The 17,611-nt window shown below is 41.6% G+C and carries 23 protein-coding genes, 2 tRNA genes and 1 pseudogene; 5 read left to right on the top strand and 21 right to left on the bottom strand.

The window, feature by feature from the left end; translation table 11 throughout:
* Positions 1-8 precede the first annotated feature (8 nt).
* Positions 9-791, bottom strand: a complete 783-nt coding sequence (locus tag ACLTWA_RS10390; protein WP_412327631.1) for a Cof-type HAD-IIB family hydrolase — start codon at positions 789-791, stop codon at positions 9-11.
* A gap of 129 nt (positions 792-920) precedes the next feature.
* On the opposite strand from ACLTWA_RS10390, the gene ACLTWA_RS10385 reads away from it, so the two are divergent.
* The 4 genes from ACLTWA_RS10385 (at position 921) to ACLTWA_RS10370 (ending at position 3,059) form a co-directional block, all read left to right on the top strand.
* Positions 921-994 (top strand) — tRNA-Pro (locus tag ACLTWA_RS10385).
* A gap of 125 nt (positions 995-1,119) precedes the next feature.
* Positions 1,120-1,192 (top strand) — tRNA-Val (locus ACLTWA_RS10380).
* 583 nt (positions 1,193-1,775) lie between these two features.
* Entirely contained in the window at positions 1,776-2,234 is a 459-nt protein-coding gene (locus tag ACLTWA_RS10375) for a cupin domain-containing protein (protein WP_412327630.1), read from the top strand.
* Between the two features lie 540 nt (positions 2,235-2,774).
* The gene (locus ACLTWA_RS10370) at positions 2,775-3,059 is read left to right on the top strand and encodes a hypothetical protein (protein ID WP_412327629.1); all 285 of its coding nucleotides are present in this window, start codon (positions 2,775-2,777) and stop codon (positions 3,057-3,059) included.
* 298 nt (positions 3,060-3,357) lie between these two features.
* Here the strand turns inward: ACLTWA_RS10370 and ACLTWA_RS10365 are convergent, their stop codons facing one another.
* Positions 3,358-3,513, bottom strand: a complete 156-nt coding sequence (locus ACLTWA_RS10365) for a hypothetical protein (RefSeq protein ID WP_412327628.1) — start codon at positions 3,511-3,513, stop codon at positions 3,358-3,360.
* A gap of 110 nt (positions 3,514-3,623) precedes the next feature.
* Between ACLTWA_RS10365 and ACLTWA_RS10360 the strand changes: the two genes are divergently transcribed.
* A complete protein-coding gene (locus ACLTWA_RS10360) occupies positions 3,624-3,770 on the top strand; it encodes a hypothetical protein (protein WP_412327627.1) in 147 nt (48 codons plus the stop codon).
* A gap of 58 nt (positions 3,771-3,828) precedes the next feature.
* Here ACLTWA_RS10360 and ACLTWA_RS10355 read toward each other — a convergent pair whose 3' ends face one another.
* The 19 genes and pseudogenes from ACLTWA_RS10355 to ACLTWA_RS10265 form a co-directional block, all read right to left on the bottom strand.
* Complete coding sequence (locus ACLTWA_RS10355; RefSeq protein WP_412327626.1) at positions 3,829-4,113, bottom strand: hypothetical protein; 285 nt, start codon at positions 4,111-4,113, stop codon at positions 3,829-3,831.
* 98 nt (positions 4,114-4,211) lie between these two features.
* Complete coding sequence (locus tag ACLTWA_RS10350; protein ID WP_412327625.1) at positions 4,212-5,096, bottom strand: ROK family protein; 885 nt, start codon at positions 5,094-5,096, stop codon at positions 4,212-4,214.
* Between the two features lie 15 nt (positions 5,097-5,111).
* On the bottom strand, positions 5,112-6,044 hold the full coding sequence (locus ACLTWA_RS10345) for a type I phosphomannose isomerase catalytic subunit (RefSeq protein WP_412327624.1): 933 nt from the start codon (positions 6,042-6,044) through the stop codon (positions 5,112-5,114).
* 85 nt (positions 6,045-6,129) lie between these two features.
* Positions 6,130-6,924 carry a carbohydrate-binding protein gene (locus ACLTWA_RS10340; RefSeq protein WP_412327623.1) on the bottom strand — a complete coding sequence of 265 codons (795 nt, stop codon included), beginning with the start codon at positions 6,922-6,924 and terminating at the stop codon, positions 6,130-6,132.
* The gene (locus tag ACLTWA_RS10335) at positions 6,924-7,628 is read right to left on the bottom strand and encodes a GntR family transcriptional regulator (protein ID WP_412327622.1); all 705 of its coding nucleotides are present in this window, start codon (positions 7,626-7,628) and stop codon (positions 6,924-6,926) included. The genes ACLTWA_RS10340 and ACLTWA_RS10335 overlap by 1 nt, the downstream gene beginning before the upstream one ends.
* Positions 7,629-7,775: 147 nt before the next feature.
* Positions 7,776-8,588, bottom strand: coding sequence for a gluconate 5-dehydrogenase (locus ACLTWA_RS10330; RefSeq protein ID WP_412327621.1), 813 nt, complete (start codon positions 8,586-8,588; stop codon positions 7,776-7,778).
* A 387-nt stretch (positions 8,589-8,975) separates the two neighbouring features.
* Positions 8,976-9,260: a hypothetical protein gene (locus tag ACLTWA_RS10325; RefSeq protein ID WP_412327620.1), complete on the bottom strand. Its 285-nt coding sequence runs from the start codon at positions 9,258-9,260 to the stop codon at positions 8,976-8,978.
* Positions 9,261-9,386: 126 nt separating this feature from the next.
* Positions 9,387-11,396, bottom strand: a complete 2,010-nt coding sequence (pilM, locus tag ACLTWA_RS10320; protein WP_412327619.1) for a pilus assembly protein PilM — start codon at positions 11,394-11,396, stop codon at positions 9,387-9,389.
* Between the two features lie 153 nt (positions 11,397-11,549).
* Positions 11,550-11,978 (bottom strand): annotated as a pseudogene (locus ACLTWA_RS10315) (manganese catalase family protein); the annotation flags it as partial.
* 58 nt (positions 11,979-12,036) lie between these two features.
* Positions 12,037-12,879 carry an N-acetylmuramoyl-L-alanine amidase gene (locus ACLTWA_RS10310; RefSeq protein ID WP_412327618.1) on the bottom strand — a complete coding sequence of 281 codons (843 nt, stop codon included), beginning with the start codon at positions 12,877-12,879 and terminating at the stop codon, positions 12,037-12,039.
* Positions 12,880-12,917: 38 nt separating this feature from the next.
* Complete coding sequence (locus tag ACLTWA_RS10305; protein WP_412327617.1) at positions 12,918-13,616, bottom strand: BRO family protein; 699 nt, start codon at positions 13,614-13,616, stop codon at positions 12,918-12,920.
* A 73-nt stretch (positions 13,617-13,689) separates the two neighbouring features.
* The gene (locus ACLTWA_RS10300) at positions 13,690-13,860 is read right to left on the bottom strand and encodes a hypothetical protein (RefSeq protein ID WP_412327616.1); all 171 of its coding nucleotides are present in this window, start codon (positions 13,858-13,860) and stop codon (positions 13,690-13,692) included.
* On the bottom strand, positions 13,857-14,285 hold the full coding sequence (locus ACLTWA_RS10295; RefSeq protein ID WP_412327615.1) for a holin family protein: 429 nt from the start codon (positions 14,283-14,285) through the stop codon (positions 13,857-13,859). Before ACLTWA_RS10295 ends, ACLTWA_RS10300 begins: the two co-directional genes overlap by 4 nt.
* An 11-nt stretch (positions 14,286-14,296) precedes the next feature.
* Positions 14,297-14,437: an XkdX family protein gene (locus tag ACLTWA_RS10290; protein ID WP_412327614.1), complete on the bottom strand. Its 141-nt coding sequence runs from the start codon at positions 14,435-14,437 to the stop codon at positions 14,297-14,299.
* A complete protein-coding gene (locus tag ACLTWA_RS10285; protein ID WP_412327613.1) occupies positions 14,430-14,834 on the bottom strand; it encodes a hypothetical protein in 405 nt (134 codons plus the stop codon). The genes ACLTWA_RS10290 and ACLTWA_RS10285 overlap by 8 nt, the downstream gene beginning before the upstream one ends.
* A gap of 9 nt (positions 14,835-14,843) precedes the next feature.
* Positions 14,844-15,866 (bottom strand): hypothetical protein, encoded by a 1,023-nt coding sequence (locus ACLTWA_RS10280; protein ID WP_412327612.1) that lies wholly within the window; start codon positions 15,864-15,866, stop codon positions 14,844-14,846.
* Complete coding sequence (locus tag ACLTWA_RS10275) at positions 15,859-16,293, bottom strand: hypothetical protein (RefSeq protein ID WP_412327611.1); 435 nt, start codon at positions 16,291-16,293, stop codon at positions 15,859-15,861. Before ACLTWA_RS10275 ends, ACLTWA_RS10280 begins: the two co-directional genes overlap by 8 nt.
* Positions 16,294-16,305: 12 nt before the next feature.
* Positions 16,306-16,701 (bottom strand): phage tail protein, encoded by a 396-nt coding sequence (locus ACLTWA_RS10270; protein ID WP_412327610.1) that lies wholly within the window; start codon positions 16,699-16,701, stop codon positions 16,306-16,308.
* Between the two features lie 15 nt (positions 16,702-16,716).
* Positions 16,717-17,604: a putative phage tail protein gene (locus tag ACLTWA_RS10265; protein WP_412327609.1), complete on the bottom strand. Its 888-nt coding sequence runs from the start codon at positions 17,602-17,604 to the stop codon at positions 16,717-16,719.
* Positions 17,605-17,611: the final 7 nt, after the last annotated feature.

The raw sequence follows: 17,611 nt of genomic DNA, 5'->3' as shown, positions 1-17,611 counted from the left end.
CGCCAGGTTTACCGGATCAGTCCCAAATGCAGGCAGGCTTTTTTTATGCCGTCCTGATCGATGGGGTCGGTCACATAATCCGCAGCTTTTTTCAGTTCTTCCATTGCATTTCCCATGGCAATCCCTTTTCCTGCCGCTTTTATGATATCGTAGTCATTCATGCTGTCTCCAAATGCATAGGTTTCGGATAATGGTATCTTAAAATACTCACACAGTCTTAACAGACCTACTGCCTTAGATGCTTTCCGTTCCACTACATCTGCACCCTTTTTATCGGCAAACATATGGACATGGATATCCGGGAACTCCTCTTCCATGGCTTTGGCACCGGCTTCATCGCCCATATAAGCCATGGTCCTCACTTCCAGGTCCAGAAGTTTGTAAGGATCATCAAAGCGTCTGCCGCATTCGCCCCAAAGTTCAATATCATGAGCTCTTACATTTTCCGGGTGAATATAGTAATCCCAATCTCCCACAGTCGTTCCCACACTATATGGGGTGTTTTCAGCATATTTTAAAATCTGTTTTAATAGATTTTTATCAAAGGTGTGTTCATAAATGATCTTATCTCCCACGGTCACCTTTGTCCCATTGAGATGAATGATGGCATCAGGTCTTACCTGATCACGAATAGCTGTACTGAAAAGGGAATCCATATCTCTGCCCGTAGCTATTACTATGGTATAATTTTCCCGCAGCCGTTCGATGGTCTCCATGGCACTGGACGGAATTTTCCAGTCTTTATGGTCAAGCAACGTCATGTCTACATCAAAGCTTACGATTGGCTTCATCTATTTTCACCTTTTTTCTAATTTAAATTTATCATGTCTTTACCATCATAGCTTAATTTTGAAAATTTTTCAAGAAATATACTTTACCAATCCAAAACTTTCTGCTATAATGTCATAGTGTCAGCAAGACGGAGTATGGCGTAGCTTGGTAGCGCGCTCGGCTGGGGGCCGAGAGGTCGCAGGTTCAAATCCTGTTACTCCGATTGATAACAGACCGGATTAATGCTGGAGGAACGTATAATAACACGTTTTTTCAGTATTTTTTTATTCTATTTCAAAAGCAGAATGTTCTTGCCTTTTTCTGCTTTTTCAGTTACAATTCATATATGGAGATATAGCTCAGCTGGGAGAGCATCTGCTTGACGTGTAGAAGGTCGCAGGTTCGAATCCTGTTGTCTCCATCTTTTAAAGACCCTGGTATATACAAGGATTCCCTGTATATGCCGGGGTTTTTTGTTTTATTTTGTCCTCATTGCTGTCTGCCTGGCATAAAAGCAATCACATACCGTAATAATTTGGAGATTTATGTCATATTTTCAGACACTAACAAACAATCCACAATTATTTCCACATTATTGTGGATAACTGTCAATTTAAGTATCAACCATGTGACCTGGATGACCGCCTTTTGAAATTTATTTTTTCGTAATTGCTACAATAACAGCCACGATTGCTGCTAACACAATAAAAAGTATACATAATAGTGTAAAAGACATTATTTATCTCCTTTGCTTTTCATTTAATCTTCCTTCTGCTGGTTTTAAAAGATTAACCTTGCAGCTTCATCACTACCCGTTTTACTAAATCAAAAACCCTTATTTTTTGCAATACATGAACCTGCTTCATAATAAAAAACCACTTTTAAAGCACAAAAGTTTTTCATAGCACTTTTCTCAGTAAAAGACATATTTATTATTCCTTTAACAACAGCCTTTGCTGCACCACATATATTAATATAAAATAATATTCAAGGGGAATAATCACATGCCTGGTATTGACGACTTTGATATTCCAGAAAATACTCCCACCTTCCCATATGATTATGGACCAAATCCATTGCTGATTGATCTTCAAAAAGCAGCACAGCAAAATGATAATTACCGTTCTGTTCTATGGACAGGTACCCAGCTGCAGGTGACACTAATGAACATTCCTGTTAATGAACTTATTGGTATGGAGGTGCATCCTGACCACGACCAACTCATACGTATCGAGGAGGGAGTTGGATTAATCCAACTGGGTGAACACAAATTCTCGTTGTATGATCAATATCTTGCTTTTCCCAATTACGTCATCTTTGTACCAGCCGGCACATGGCATAATATTGTTAATATTGGCAATCAGCCTCTGAAAATCTCTTCCACCTATGCGCCGCTCAATTATCCATGGGGCATGACTCAGAAAACAAAAACATCTGAACCAGTCTTACAGGATAATCTTTAAAATTTTTTCATGTCCGATATCAAAAAACGCAAATTACTGTAAATGTGAAAATTTGCGTTTTTTGTTTTTGTACTTTTTTCGGTGTATTCCATTGCTCTTTCAGTTTCAAATCCCTCCCTTTATAATAGAACCGTTCGGGATTATACAGTTACATGCAGCTACCTTACCTGCAATTAAATATGAAAGAAACCATCAAGAAATAGTAAGCAGGATGAGGGTACTCAGGCGAAAATTTAAACATGCTTATTTACTAGCTTCATTATTGTCTGTATTTCCGCTCCCATGAACCTCTTCACCTCTTTGTTTTATAAAGTGGTTATCTTTCATCTTTAAGTTTTTTTTTAAATTTAACCGTATCTAATTTATGGCTGAGCAACTATATTTTTTACAGTAGACTTTCCTCACCGTTTTTGGTATATTATGGCTAGGGCGAACACTCTTTTTTATCATTAATAAAAGCCCAAAAGATGAACAGATTATATAAATTCTATTATTTTAACATTCCCCCGTGGCCGGTTTTAAAAAAAGGAGTTGATCAGTATGGCAAAACTTAATGATTTGACCAAAGACATAACCACAAAAGTAATCAATCAAAATATGGAATACGTGATAGAAAAAGTGAGTTCTGTGGTATCCGAAAGTTCTTACAAACACATGGAAATCAATCAGGATACTGCAGCATTGATCGGTTGTGTTACAGCCGCTTCTGTCAGTGTTTCCGTTGAGCTGGCTACTATAGCAACGATTTCCATTCTTTCCGAACTTGGTCTTTTAGATATTGAAGAAAAACCTTCTTTACATATTGTATCTTCTGAAAAAGAATAATTATGTTTATAATAACGAAGCATTTTCCCCTGCATTCCGGACAGGATTCAGCTTGTTCACACAAACAAGCATTTGACATATACTATTATTACAAAACAACTTATCAAGCAGGGAAGATTGATATTCTGACCGCGCAAAACCGCCGCAAAACTGCCTTACTAAAGATAAACAACTCATTCTATGCGCGTTTCCTTCTATCAATCTTCCTGATAAGTGGTTTTGTATACTGCCCGGTCATAAGTATGAAACGATAAGTGGGTGAAAGCCAACGCATCCTGGCTTCCACCCACTTGTTTATTCAGTCTGATCTTCTCTTGGTGTTTGGTCCCATCCCCTCCCTGCGGGAATTATGGCTTTGATTCTGATTGACCGTATCACCTGTTTCCTTCACGCTGTTATGCAATACTTCATGGTCTTTTTTCTCATATTGATTTTCCAATCGGTTTTTTTCCATTTTTATCACCTCACCCATAGTATGCCAGCCATAGAAAGTTTTTATGTGAAAATAGATTTAGAATGCATAATCCATTTTCGGATGCGCACTATAAATATGAGGTGATGACCATGTCCTATATAGCTCCTGCCGTTCAGGCAAAATTTGAAACTCTCTCCATCGATTTAAAAAATGAGATCCTGGGGCGGAATGTTCAGATTAACACCATATACGATTTGATTCAGGTACTGGAACAGATCGTAAACGAAGGGAAATGATTTTCCCGGAAACAGGCCGAACGATCACCGTTCGGCCTGTTAAAATTTGTTATTAAATTTACCGCCAAAAACTGGAAAGAGAATTGCACTGCCTGGAATTAACGGTATAGGTTGTCTTACCATTGAAACAGCTGCTTTTGGAATTGTTATTTCCTTTGACGCAGCTGCTCTTGTAGCCATTGCAGTTCAACAGGTTATTAAGGTTTCCAGACTGTCTAAAGCAGTTTGATGTATAACCGTTTGAATATGATCTGGAACAGGTTGCTGCCTGTGCTGTCATAGGAACACCTGCAACGGTAAGTGCGGTCGCTGCCGCTAAAAGAAGTACTGGGAACTTTTTCATGGGAATATCCTCCTTATTTGTTACATAATAATTACATTTCTGTTACAAACTTATATTAGCATACAGAAAATGGAATTACATTAGGAGAAAAATGGCAATTACCCTATCTTTTCCAGTTGATATTCGTCAAGTCCAAGTTTTAAAGCTCCCATGATACCCTGATTGTCATTGAGACTGGGAAGAACGATATATTGTTCCATATGATCCAGTTCAGCCGTATCAATATATCCGGCCAGCTGCCGCTTTACCTCTTCTCTTATAAGAGGGAGCAAATGCTCCTGATGCATCACGCCGCCGCCCAGAACGATTCTTTGAGGGGACAGAATCATAATATAATCCACCAGGGCCTGGGCAATGTAATAAGCTTCCAATTCCCAGACCTCTCTGCGGTCTGCCAGTTCAAATCCCTTCTTTCCCCAGCGGGCTTCGATGGCAGGACCTGCTGCAAGCCCTTCCAGACAGGTTTTATGATACGGGCAGGTTCCCTCAAACGCATCTTTTGGATGTCTTGCCAGAAGAAGATGGCCTCCTTCCGGATGAAGCATACCGTGAAGGAGCTTTCCGTTTGTTATAACTCCTGCCCCCACACCGGTGCCAATGGTAATATACATACTGTTTTCAAGCCCTTTGGTAATCCCCCAGGTAGCCTCTCCAAGTGCGGAGCCATTAACATCCGTATCGAATCCTACCGGTATACGCAGTGCCTCTTTCAAAACACCTGTAATATTATAGTTTTTCCACGCAAGCTTTGGAGTGGTGGTAATGAAGCCGTAAGTCTTTGAACTTCTATTCAAATCAATGGGACCAAAGCAACCAATTCCAAGTGCTTCGATCTCCTTATCTGCAAAATAAGAAATCAGTTTTGGCATGGTAAGCTCCGGTGTTTCCGTTGGTATGGAAACCCGGTCGAATATTTCTCCGTGTTCATTGCCGATGGCGCACACCATCTTCGTTCCGCCTGCTTCTAACGCCCCAAGTCTCATATCTTTCCTCCTGCCTTATTCCGGATTAGAACAAATGATTGACATCGTTCCTTCAAATCTGCACTCTCCGCTCTCTGACGGAACGATAAAATGCTGCCCTGCTTCCAGGGGAATCCCATTAACGGAACCCTTTCCGCTTATCACACTCACATTGGTGAAATACTTGTTAAATTCCACAGAAAAAACACCATCGATATCATACTTGTCCACTGTATAATAGTTACAGGTCACAAAATGAGTATGCACCGCACCCGGAACCTTTTCCGTAACCGGCCGGCTCTCATTGGGCTCAAATGGCGCCTTAATGGTATCAATGCTCTGCTCTACATGAAGCTGCCTTGGCTTTCCATCAGATAAACGGTCATAATCATATACACGGTAAGTGATATCACTGCTCTGCTGGGTTTCTAAAATCATGGTTCCGCCCTTAATGGCATGAACACAGCCCGGATCAATCTGAAAGAAATCTCCTTTTTTAATGGGGACGGTACGAATAAATTCTTCCCATCTGCGTTCCCTTATCATAGATTCCATTTCTTTCTTATTCTTTGCGTGATGCCCGATCACGATCTCCGTATCCGGTTCGCAGTCCAGAATATACCAGCATTCTGTTTTACCAAGGGAGCCATTCTCATGAGTTCCGGCATAAGCGTCATCCGGATGGACCTGAATGCTCAAATCATTTTTCGCATCAATAATCTTAATCAAAAGCGGAAACTGATCACCCGGATAATGTCCAAAAAGCTCCGGATTTTCTTTCCACAGGCTGCTTAGCAGTTTTCCGTCGTATTTCCCCCCTGCAATGCGGCATTCTCCGTTCTTATGTGCGCTGATTGCCCAGCACTCTCCCGTTGTATCCCCTGGTATCTCATAGCCAAATACATCCCGCAGTCTGGTGCCTCCCCAGATGGCCTCTTTAAATACAGGCTCTAAAAACAAAAATTCCATCCGCTTCCTCCTTATGTGATAATTTTCTCTCTGCCCCTATTTTACCCGAATATTCACAAAAGGAAAAGAAGTTTTTCTCCATTATTTATTCTGAATCTTTTCCATAAACTTCAATCTGAGTCAGAGCAGGAAAAGGGGAAGGATCGTCTGCTTTTATCAGATCACTTAATTTTACCCAGGTAATATTCCTACGCTTTATAGAGAATACATGTGGCTTTACACTTTTAGTCATAGTGACTACTTCAGATGTACCATCTGAAAATGAAAACGTTGCTTTTACCCACCAGTTGTCATGAGGAAAATCGGAACGAGTATAAAGTACCAGCTGGTCAAAGTCCACAGGGCGGCCAAATTCAAGCGTCAGCTCTGCATCATCCTGCTGGTTGATTCCCCATGACTCATAAGGCCAATTCCCATGGGATTCGCTTGCCAGAACACCGTCAATGGCATTGCGGGCTGCAAATACTGCTTCTCCTCTTGTTTCAACATTGGCAAAGGCATGGGGATAGCAGCCCGGGTCTCCATGCTGATCCATAACATTCTTTGCAAGATTCCGATAAGCAGCCGTCTCATGTTCCGATGCAGTCCGAATAGTCAGATAATGTTTATCTCCAATAAATGCTTTGGGATTATAAGAAACTTTTTTCTCGCCAAATGGAATGGGATAAATCACTTCCTGTCTGGTGACATAGACCAAAGCTTCATCCATACAGTCATCGATTCGTACTACATAATGCATGTGTGTCTTATCAGTTCCAACAACGATAATATCTCCCTCTTCATATTCCCCTTCAAATACAAGGATTGCCTGATTTTCTCCTGATGCCAGGGCTTTCTCTTTTCCATCTTTTCCTTTTACAGCTATTGATACCGCAGCCATTAGATATCCTCCTGCTCTTCCTGTTCAAAATAGTCTTTGTATTCTACTTCAATCTGATACTTCATTCTCTTCATGCTATAATACAGATGTTCTCTGAGAGACTGTTCCAGTCCTGCAATGTCCTTTTTCTCCAAAAGTTCAAACAGCTCCGTGTGTTCTCTTATGATTCTGGTAAAATCTGTTTCAGTTACAAAATCAAGCATACGGAATCTTGTATAATGTAACTGTTGGGCCTGTAACATATCCCAAAGCTTCCTTTTTCCGGTAGCCCGAAACCAAATGGCATGCATCTCAGCATCTATACGGTAGAACTGTTCCGGTTCAAATCCCTTTTCCTGTATCAGAGCCTGCTGCTTGCGTATCAGATAACGCACTTCTTCGATCCACATAGGCGTCACAATATCCAAAAAGTCTCTCATGACCATGGTTTCAACAGCAACCCGCATATAGATCATCTGCTTGATATTATCCAGATTCAGCAGAGTCACCTGGGTACCGGAATATGGCACTGAAATGACAAATCCCTGTTCCTGCAGACTTCTTAGAGCATCCCTGACCGGAGTGCGGGATACGCCGAAACGCTCACATATCTCATTTTCGCTTATCATCTGTCCAGGCTTTAATTCCAGGTCCAAAATCTCCTGTTTCAGAGTCTCAAACACCAGCTCGCCACGGTTTTTATAGGTTTTGGTTTTTCCTTCCATGGAACACTCTCCGTCTTCTATATTATAAACATTTCCTGTGAAATTAAAAAATACGCCATGAAGTCCGCCAGGCGGCAGACATCATGGCCATAGTTTTCTCATGAAATCCCACTGCGAAAGTCTTATTTCATGTTAATATCTGACAAATTACTGCGGCTGTTTGCCAATGTAGGCTAAGATGCCGCCGTCAACGTACAGAATGTGTCCATTTACAAAGTTAGAAGCGTCGGAAGAAAGGAATACTGCCGGGCCTGCCAGATCCTCAGCCTCTCCCCAGCGTCCTGCAGGAGTCTTAGCGATGATGAACTGGTCAAATGGATGTCTGGAGCCGTCTGCCTGAAGCTCACGAAGCGGAGCTGTCTGAGGAGTTGCAATGTAGCCAGGTCCAATACCGTTACACTGAATGTTAAATTCACCATATTCAGATGCAATGTTCTTGGTCAGCATCTTAAGTCCGCCCTTTGCTGCTGCATAAGCAGATACAGTCTCACGGCCAAGCTCAGACATCATGGAGCAGATGTTAATGATCTTTCCGTGACCCTTTTTGATCATTGAAGGGATAACTGCTTTTGCTACGATAAATGGTGCATTCAAATCAACATCAATCACCTGTCTGAAATCTGCTGCTGACATTTCGATCATAGGTACACGTTTGATAATACCAGCGTTGTTTACCAGAATGTCAACCACACCAACTTCTTTTTCAATCTGAGCTACCATGGCATTCACAGCGTCTTCATTGGTAACATCACATACATATCCATGAGCGGTGATTCCCTCTTCTTTATAAGAAGCGATCCCCTTATCTACTAATTCCTGTTTGATATCATTAAAAACGATGGTAGCACCTACTGCTGCAAGAGATTTTGCAATGGCAAATCCAATACCATAGGAAGCGCCTGTTACTAAGGCAACCTTTCCTTCAAGGGAAAACTGGCTTGTTAAGTAGTCCTTATTCATAATTCCATTCTCCTTTACCTGTGTTTTTTGGTCAGTTATCTCGTCATCACTGTGTTTTAATTTGTATTCAAATATTAATATTTGTATACAAACTTAATGACTTGTATATATGCTAACATATCATATATACTTTTTCAATATACATTTTTACCAAACAATGGCTTTTTTATTTAGCTAATATTTTTTTATGTAAAACATCATAAGAACGAATCCAGCTTGGGGAATTCTCCGCCTGCAAAAGCTCGCCTCAGTGACATGAAATCCACCGCCGCAGTGTGATCCTACCGGAGGGCTTTTTATTATACAGGGGAGTTCGTAGAACTTTCATGTATAATAAAAAACCTGATCTCCATAAAGGAAACCAGGTCTTCATATTTGGATTGGTTGTTACCTGCAGTTACAGTTGGATTCAGAATCGCCCATGACGGAACCTTTATAGCCTCTTCCACATCCGGTAGCAGACCAGAAACCATCACGGAAACCGGTCTCATAACCATCCTTGAAACCAGCTGCATAGCCCTGACGATAACACATACTCATGTTGCCGCTGCCTGTGGTTGCATCGCTGACTTCACTTTTGCATTTATTTGTGTTGCTGCTTTTTATGCAGCTGGTGTTACAGCTGTTATTGTTATTGCTGCATCCGCAATTATTCCAATTATTACAACTCATTGATATATGCTCCTCAATTATCAAGCTTGTAATATATCTTATGCTTTTATACCTGACATGTGAGCCTTAGAACTGTTTTTTGTCTCTTTTTTCCATCAATCTTCCATTGATTAAAACCTTTTGAAATTAAACCTGATATATCTTTACACGGTCTCTGTTATGTAATTCCTGCTGAAAATAGCCGCTTTCTTCATTGACCTCCAGCATGACCTGTCTTGTAAGGTTTTTAAAGTCCAGACCTGAATATTCCAGCATATCCATAAGATAATAAGGCTGATTGTCTGGCTTCGGCGGAAGAACCAGCGGAATATCATTAAGAAAAACAGTGATCTCTCCTCTGACTTCCTGTACTTTTTTCACTTCCTCCTGCGGTACTCCCGAAGCTATATTCATAGACCCCATCTCCGCAGGAGCCAAACGGATCCCTGATACGGGAGTATGAGCAACGTTCACACTGCCTGTCACACTACGGCCATCGTTCCGATCCTCTGAAAAAGTTTTTTCTTCTTTCTCAACAGTATCTGCTTCTTTAACGAATTCTTCTATTTCTATCCGATCCCCGGATTTTAAAACAACATCTGTTTTTACCGGTTCTCCGTTCACAGTCACCTTCTTGTTTGAATCAAGGGATGTTACATCGGACAACTTGGCAGAAGCAGTCTTTCCGTGTCTTGCCGGAATGAATACGATCCAGTCTTCTGCATTTACCGGGTCAGATAACTGTGCTTCTTCTCCATTGAGCTTTAATACAGACGGCTCTGCCTTTTCACCATAAAAAACGGTTCTTTTGCCGTTGACGCTCACCACCAGATTCTGCCCGGAACGGCCGATCATATCCTGATAATTATAGCCGTTCATCATAAGCACATCCATTACCGTAAAGCTTCCATTGCGGAATATCTTAGCCGGCCGGTCATTTAAGGTAATCCGGTAGCTGTCATTGACAATGTTAAAGCCTGCGGAAATGACAATTCCAAGAGGCGTTGCATATTCCGGATTTTCAAGATCGTATTCCTCTGAATAGGCATTGATCTTAAAATTATTGCCTGCGATCGCCACTCTTTTGGGATCAATCTTTAAATGCTCCACAATCCCCTCTTTTAATCCGGCCAATCGGCTTCCGCCTCCCGCTAAAAATACAGCGGACGGCATTCCTCCGTTGATCTCCATGATCTTTGCAGAAATTTCTTCACAAAGCCGTGAGGATGCTTCCTTAATACTTTCAAAAATGGATTCTCTCGTTATGGTCTGTTCAAATCCCAGAATATCGGTAAAATGCAGTTCTTCCGCTTCATCAATCTCTGCCTTTATCTTTTCTGCCGTATCAAAATCTACCAGATACTCTTTCATGATCGACTCGGTAATCTCATCTCCGGCAAGGATGGCCATCGTGTATCCGGTCACACTTCCATCCCGGCACACAGCGATATCTGAGGTTCCTGCACCGATATCCACCATGGCAAGATTTAACAGACGGATATTTTGAGGGATTGCAGCATTGATAGCAGCAATCGGCTCCAGGGTGAGGCTGGCAACTTCAAGGTTAATCTTGTGCATGGCGGAATAGAGACTTTCAACTACTTCTGTAGGGAGGAAGGTCGCTATAATGTCCGCTTTCAGTACCCGTCCATGATGGTCCACCAGATTGGATATCATATAATTATCCAGATAATACCTGCTTACCGTATATCCTACCAGATAAAACTGCCGGTCAGAATCTTTTCCTTCCCGGCTCATAAATATTTTTTCAGCTTCACTGATTGCCCCGGCTTCCAGTCTGCTGACAGATTCTGCATCAATTTTCTGTGCTCTGGAAAGCTCCATCTCAAAGGTAACACTTTCCGTCCGCAGCGCTCTTCCTGCCGCTGCCACGCACACTTTATTAAGCCTGCATCCCAGCTTCTTTTCAAGTCTTTCCTTTACCTGACCTGCAATCCTGGCCACCTGGTCAATATCCTCGATCTGGCCGTCAATCATCGCCCGTTTTGTATGCTCGGCCCTCTCTATGGCAACGATATGAATTCTTTCCCCATCCGGCATTCCCACCATACCGATGATGCTGCGGGTCCCGATATCCAGTGCGAAAATAGCCTGATCCGGAAGTGTGTCTGTCAAAATGCTATTTCTGTTATCCATAAATAATGCCCCATTCTCTTGTCTATTTGTCTTTTATTTTACTAGTATAAACAGGCTCCGTCAATCGAATAAAGGAAACTTTTGTGGAAAAAGCGGGTTATTTAGAGAATAAAAACAGGCCGCAGTATGAAATTGCACTGCAGCCTGCTGTTATTAACATGGTTTTCTGATATCAAAACTGGGATTGAATGCATAGAAATTCTTGCTGTCCAGGTTATCCTGGGTGATTCGTAATGCTTCTCCGAATCTCTGGAAATGAACGACTTCGCGTTCTCTTAAATAACGGATCGGATCACAAATCTCCGGATCGGTTATTACACGCAAAATATTATCGTAAGTGGTCCGCGCTTTCTGCTCTGCTGCCATATCTTCAACCAGATCGGTAATCGGGTCCCCTTTGGATTGAAATTGATTGGCATTGAAAGGAACTCCTCCGGCTGACTGGGGCCAGATTCCAGTCGTATGGTCAATGTAATATGGTCCGAATCCTGATTCCACTACCTGTTCCGGAGTCAGGTTTCTGGTCAACTGGTGAACAATGGCGGCTACGATTTCAAGATGAGCTAATTCGTGGGAACTTAAAAGATATCTGTAATATTAAGGCAGGCCCGGAATACCGGATACCTGCCTTTTCTATTTACTAATTTGCCAGCCCCGGCCACTGTAGCGCACCATCATCATCAGGAGTGAGCATCACCGGCTCCGTAACCATCTTGCCATCTTTATCAACTGCATAAATCTTTCCGGAATTTTCTACAAGCTGCGACTTGCACATAGCACCGTCTGGTCCCAGATAATACCAGTCACCATTATATTTGTACCAGGTGTTTGTGACCATCATGCCGGCACCGTCAAACCAGTACCACTTACCGTCAGGATCCTGGTGCCATTTGTTCTGTACACATAACCCGGTATCTCCATTGTAAAATCTCCAGCCGCCGTCCTCTTTTTTCCAGCCGGATTTCTTTTCTGCAGGAGTTACCAGCGCAGCCTTAAAAGCCCCCCAGGTATGCTGCGTGTGATTATAGACATAAGGATTCGGACAAATCTTCCCCGTTACATCATAATGCCGGATCACATGATCAGCAGGTACGTTGTATTTTGTCATCAGCACCTTGGTCAGTTCAATGGCTGACTGTACAGTTTCGTCCTCAAAGTACCAGTCCTTGGAATCCGATGCCTGGCTTCCCTTATTCCGCACGCATAGTTCAATACCTAAGCTGTTACTATTCCTGCATTCAGGATGTACATATTTCTTTGCTCCGCAATGCCAGGCAATGTTCTTATCCTCAACGGACTGCCAGATTTCACCTGCGAAGCCCACATAATAGTGTGCGCTGGCACCGACATACTGTGAAGCATAATATTTACAGTTTGCTTCTGCCCCGCCTAATGCTCCGACGTAATGAATGACTATATATTTGATTCGTTCGATGTCACCTGCGGTAAAGTTATATGGTGTAAGTAATTTATTGATCTGCATAATTTCCTCCAATCTAAAAAAGAGCCTTTAAGCTCTGTCTACAATGCTTCTATAAATCTCTTAACTTCTTGGTATATTTTTTTATATGGCAGCTCCTCTTTCATCAATGTGACAAGGTGCAGCTCTATCACGGTTTCCAGAGATTTCAACCGCAATAAGGTTTCCTGATCGGCTTTATCTCTGCCACCGCTTGGAATCTCTAAGCGTTTATTTATAAGATTCGTGTACAGGACATAATAGCGGTCAGCATTCTGGCTTCCCTGCTTCCGGGCATACTCCACAAATAGCTTAATCTGATCTGTTTCCATCTTCCGGACCTTCTTTGTTTCCTGACGTGTGCCAAGCCATTTGTTGTCTGTTTCGGAAGCTATGTAATATCCATTCTTCTTAATCGACTGGATAACTTCATATGTCCAATCGTTAAAATCATCTGCGACCTTCTGCCTTGATCTACGGCAAACTTCATAAATGCCGCGTTCTTCATACATATAAACTTTTGAAGAATTCTTGTTATTTTTTAACGGGGGCTCAAAGTGAGCACCCGTTACTTCAATGCTCCATTTATTAAACCTGTCCGGATATTTATTGTGTATATTCTTAATTGCATTAGACGGATCAGCGTATTTTAAGGCATATCCGATCTGCGTCCTGCTCATAAAGATATCGCCAGATTCATTTACATAAAAATCACATTTAGTCCCTAAAAAATCTCCCTGTTTAACAAGCGTTAGTTTCATAGTATTACCTTTCCTTTCAATAGAAAAAGGCCCAGGAATCACCCAGGCCCGTGAGTTGCGATATCGCAACAGGTTATTTTTTCATCGACTGTGTACCAAAGTAAAACCCTACGATGATCGTAAAGATGGTAAGGAACTGATCCCCGCCAATCTCCCCCGAACAGGTTAGGGCAATAAAGCCGCCTGTCAGGGATAATGTCATGATAGATTTTACATCGATCAGTTTTGCAATTTTCTCTTTCATGCCTTCTCCTCTCTTACTTCCGCTTTCTTTTTTAGAACATCAATAGCTTTTACCAGGACGGAAGGGAGCCGTACCCCCATAAGTCCTGCGTTCTCCACGATGGAAATAAGCTCGTTAGCCAGGAAACCAATGATCACAGCATCCCTTATGTAATTGGTGCCGATAACTAAGTCTAACCGGTAAGCTATCAAAACAAAGAAAAGCGTCATTCCCTTGCGGCACAGTCCTTTAAAGCCGGCTTTGGATTCCAGAGCTCCTGTTTCGGTTTTGGTACTTTTCTTAAAGACTCCGGCAACTGCCAATCCTGAAAAGAAATCTATTCCCATAAAAAGGACCAGGGTACCAATTCCTGTATCCCAGCCCCCAAATAAAGATGCTATAAAACTGCCGGCCACACCCGCAGCCGTGCATAATGTATTTTTCATTCTCATTTTCCTCACTCTTTCTCATATTCTTTTCCCGTGATCTCCCGGTACTCTTCCACCGTGATCCATTTACCTACTGCATTCCATACCCAAATTAAGGGCCATAAATCCGCAATGTAAAAGTTCTTTACCTTTTCAAAATTCTTACTCATGATCCACCTCCGTTTCTACTCCTGACAACATCTGTAAATAAGCGATTTGGGCGTTCAGAGCCTGTACCTGTCTTTGGGAGTCTTCATATTGTTTCTGGATTAACATAAGAGTTTTATAATCTACAAAAGGGTAGCAAGAATATCCTTGTAGAAGCCTCTCGCCATTTTCATCTAACTTGTACAATAATTCCCCCGTCTTTTCATCTCTTGCATTACTTCCGTCTTCGTTGAAAAGAAATTCATATAGAGGTTCATATTTATACCCTTGAATACATGCCTCGCATAAATTTCCGAACATTTCTTCTCTTGTTTGCCCAACCTCAAACATGTGCCAGTAATTTTCCAGTTCTGCATCCAAGGCAATGATTTCATAATTCTCATTTACATATATTCTCATAACAACCTCCTACGATGTCCATATTCTATATATATACAAAGCTAAGTTCCCGCAGCCAATGGATATATACCTAATTGCTTGTATTGCTGCCACATTTAGCGATAAAACGGTTTGGCTACCTATATTCGTTTGATCTAGTCTGGCGCTATAAGACCCCCCTATAGAAGTTTGTATTTCTATAATTAGCCTGCCTGTGTTGTTTGGGTGAGCACATAATACATTAACATAATTAATGCCAGTCAAGTCTAATTGCTTAACTAATCTTTGATAAGAACTGGCTGTTCCACTAAGATAGATCATCCCGCTTTCAAAGCGGATACCAACAGCCCCTGGATTTGATCCTGTATAAGTCTGAAAATTACCAACATTGTTTCCGTAAGAATATAAATCCTGCGCTACAGGAACATACCCCTCCCATGTACCAATAATGCCGCCTATATCAACGCCTCTTTTAATGTTTTCTGGACGATAATTAGGAATGTCCTGCTGGATCCAATTAACTCCATTCAGATAGTGACCGTTTCTAACCTTTAAATTTATCGTGCCCGCCCAATTCGACATCCCCTGCGACCATGCACGATCAGTACCAGCTACCTCTGCATTCTGCCAGGGAATTACTCCATCTACCTTAGAGCCATTCACCCAGGCACTCCGTCCGCTTAGAATAGAACCGGAATCTGCGTTCCCTGGTGTCTGACTTGCCAGACTGTTTGCTGTTACTTTTCCTGCGCCGTTATGATATCCGGCTGGTATAGAGTAGCTTACGCCTGCATTAAGCGCCTGGTTTACCGCTCCTCTGTTTGGCATGGTTCCTGTACGCTTTATTTTTGCATCTTTATTGTAATAGGTCTTTTTTTCCAGAACCTGACTGTCCGCTGCATCTCCGGTAAGTTCTAATGTACCTTCCGCAACCTCGTCACCCGAATCAGAAGTAATTGCGCTAAAGCCCTTTAATACCTCTGCTTTTGAGGCTGTACACTCATCAGATCCGGTTCCTGATCCGCCACCTCCTGCAATGATTACTTTACCCATTTGCACTCACTCCTCTTAAATATACACTAAAGTCCTCGGTTGGTTTTTTCTCTCCACAATAAAATGTTACATATCCATCTTCAGTTTCCCCATCAGTTATCATTCCAGCCATTTTTCTTTTAAGTTTCACCGCTGCAGCATCAAGGCTTTTCGGGGTACAGGGGCTAATTATTGGATTGTCCGTTTCTTTTATTCCTGGCACTGCAACCCTTTGACTGTAAGGCACTATATCACTCCAGCCAGATTCCGGAAGATTGACCTCAATGGGTTTTTCATGCTGTTCCTGAATCGCTTTATTATAAAATGTGTTATTAAAAAGTTGTTCTATTTCAACTGCCATTTCTTGACCATCCGCCAGCGTATCTCTATCCCACTTTCTAATATCCGTGGTGTATTCAGGTGGATTCTTTACATTACAAAATGCCATAACAAAACCTCCTTAAAATATTTCATCCATATCATAAATTTGCGGAATATCCGCATCCTTGCCTTTACGCATAAATGTCCGATACGCAATCATGTCTCCATCCGAATCAAACAACCCCATTTCTGAGATTTCATTTCCGGTCAACTCCCCTTTATCCAAAGTTGCTGTATATCGGCAAGTTGTTTCTTCTTCATTTACATATGAATGGGATTCTATAGGCTTTTTCATTAGTTCATTGTAAAGCCCAATTTCATTTCCAGTTGTTGCTTTTGGCTGTCCATTTTCATCTACTCCACCATCGCCCCAAGCCATATGGGTAATAACCGGGAGCGATATATCTCCTGCATGAGCTTTACAAAACTTTTTCCTGCCTGTTACCGTTATAACTCCATTTGTTGTATCCGCCATTTTTTTCTTCCTCTCTTATAAAATTGATAAACCGCCATTTAATCTACGGTTGCCATTCAGTGTCCAGTCACCATCTACTACATTTCTGTTCATGACTTGCAGACCCGATGTAATCTGTTTTTCAACTCCGGTAATGATTGTCAAACACTCTGCTGTATGAACTTCTTCTTTTACCTTTATTCCAGACTTTAATCCGTTCACAGAAGATATACCTTGTGCTTTGATTCCCGTAGAAATGCGTAATTTATCTGACTGCTGAATCGGTTCTGAAATCTCTGTCTGTATCCTTATTCCAACTGGATAGAAGTCTAGAAGTTCTTCTGCGTTGTATCCGTTAAGCCTTTGTTTCCTGTCAAGTATCCACGTATTATCCAAAAACAAATACGGCAGATTATAACGGGGATAAAAAGCCATACGGAAATGTATTACACTCTTTTTGGAAACCGGAACTCCATAATCACCTTGATATCTACCATAAAAATCTAAAATCATATGAGCCGGAACCAAATTCCTTACCTCTGCGATTATGTCATGCAAAACAGTCAGTGTTTGTTCTTTAATATTTAGCCCTAATACATAAACTGCAAAACGGGAAGTGTCTATGGAGTAATTTTCTTCACCTACCCATAAAGAAAGTAATCTTTTTAAATATTCCATAGAATATGGAACTTTTCTGTTCAATCTGGAAAACACCATTTTTCTACGTTCTTCTAGGTCAGTACTCCCACTTGATAAGCCAAGCCGTTTTTCATAAAGCGAAATAGTGTTCTCATCTGCTGTCTGAATGAAACAGTTATTCCTGACAGTTCTTAGGCTGTTTTCCACGTCCTCCAGTTCTATTTCTTCCGTTTCCAACAGCCTGTTAAACTCTATAATATCTTTAAACCATTCCGGAAGCATCATCTTTAAG

Origin of the sequence: Lacrimispora sp. (genome assembly GCF_046972725.1) — a bacterium.
In the GTDB taxonomy this organism is placed as follows: Bacteria; Bacillota; Clostridia; order Lachnospirales; family Lachnospiraceae; genus Lacrimispora.
This window is presented reverse-complemented; position numbering and strand designations above follow the sequence as displayed.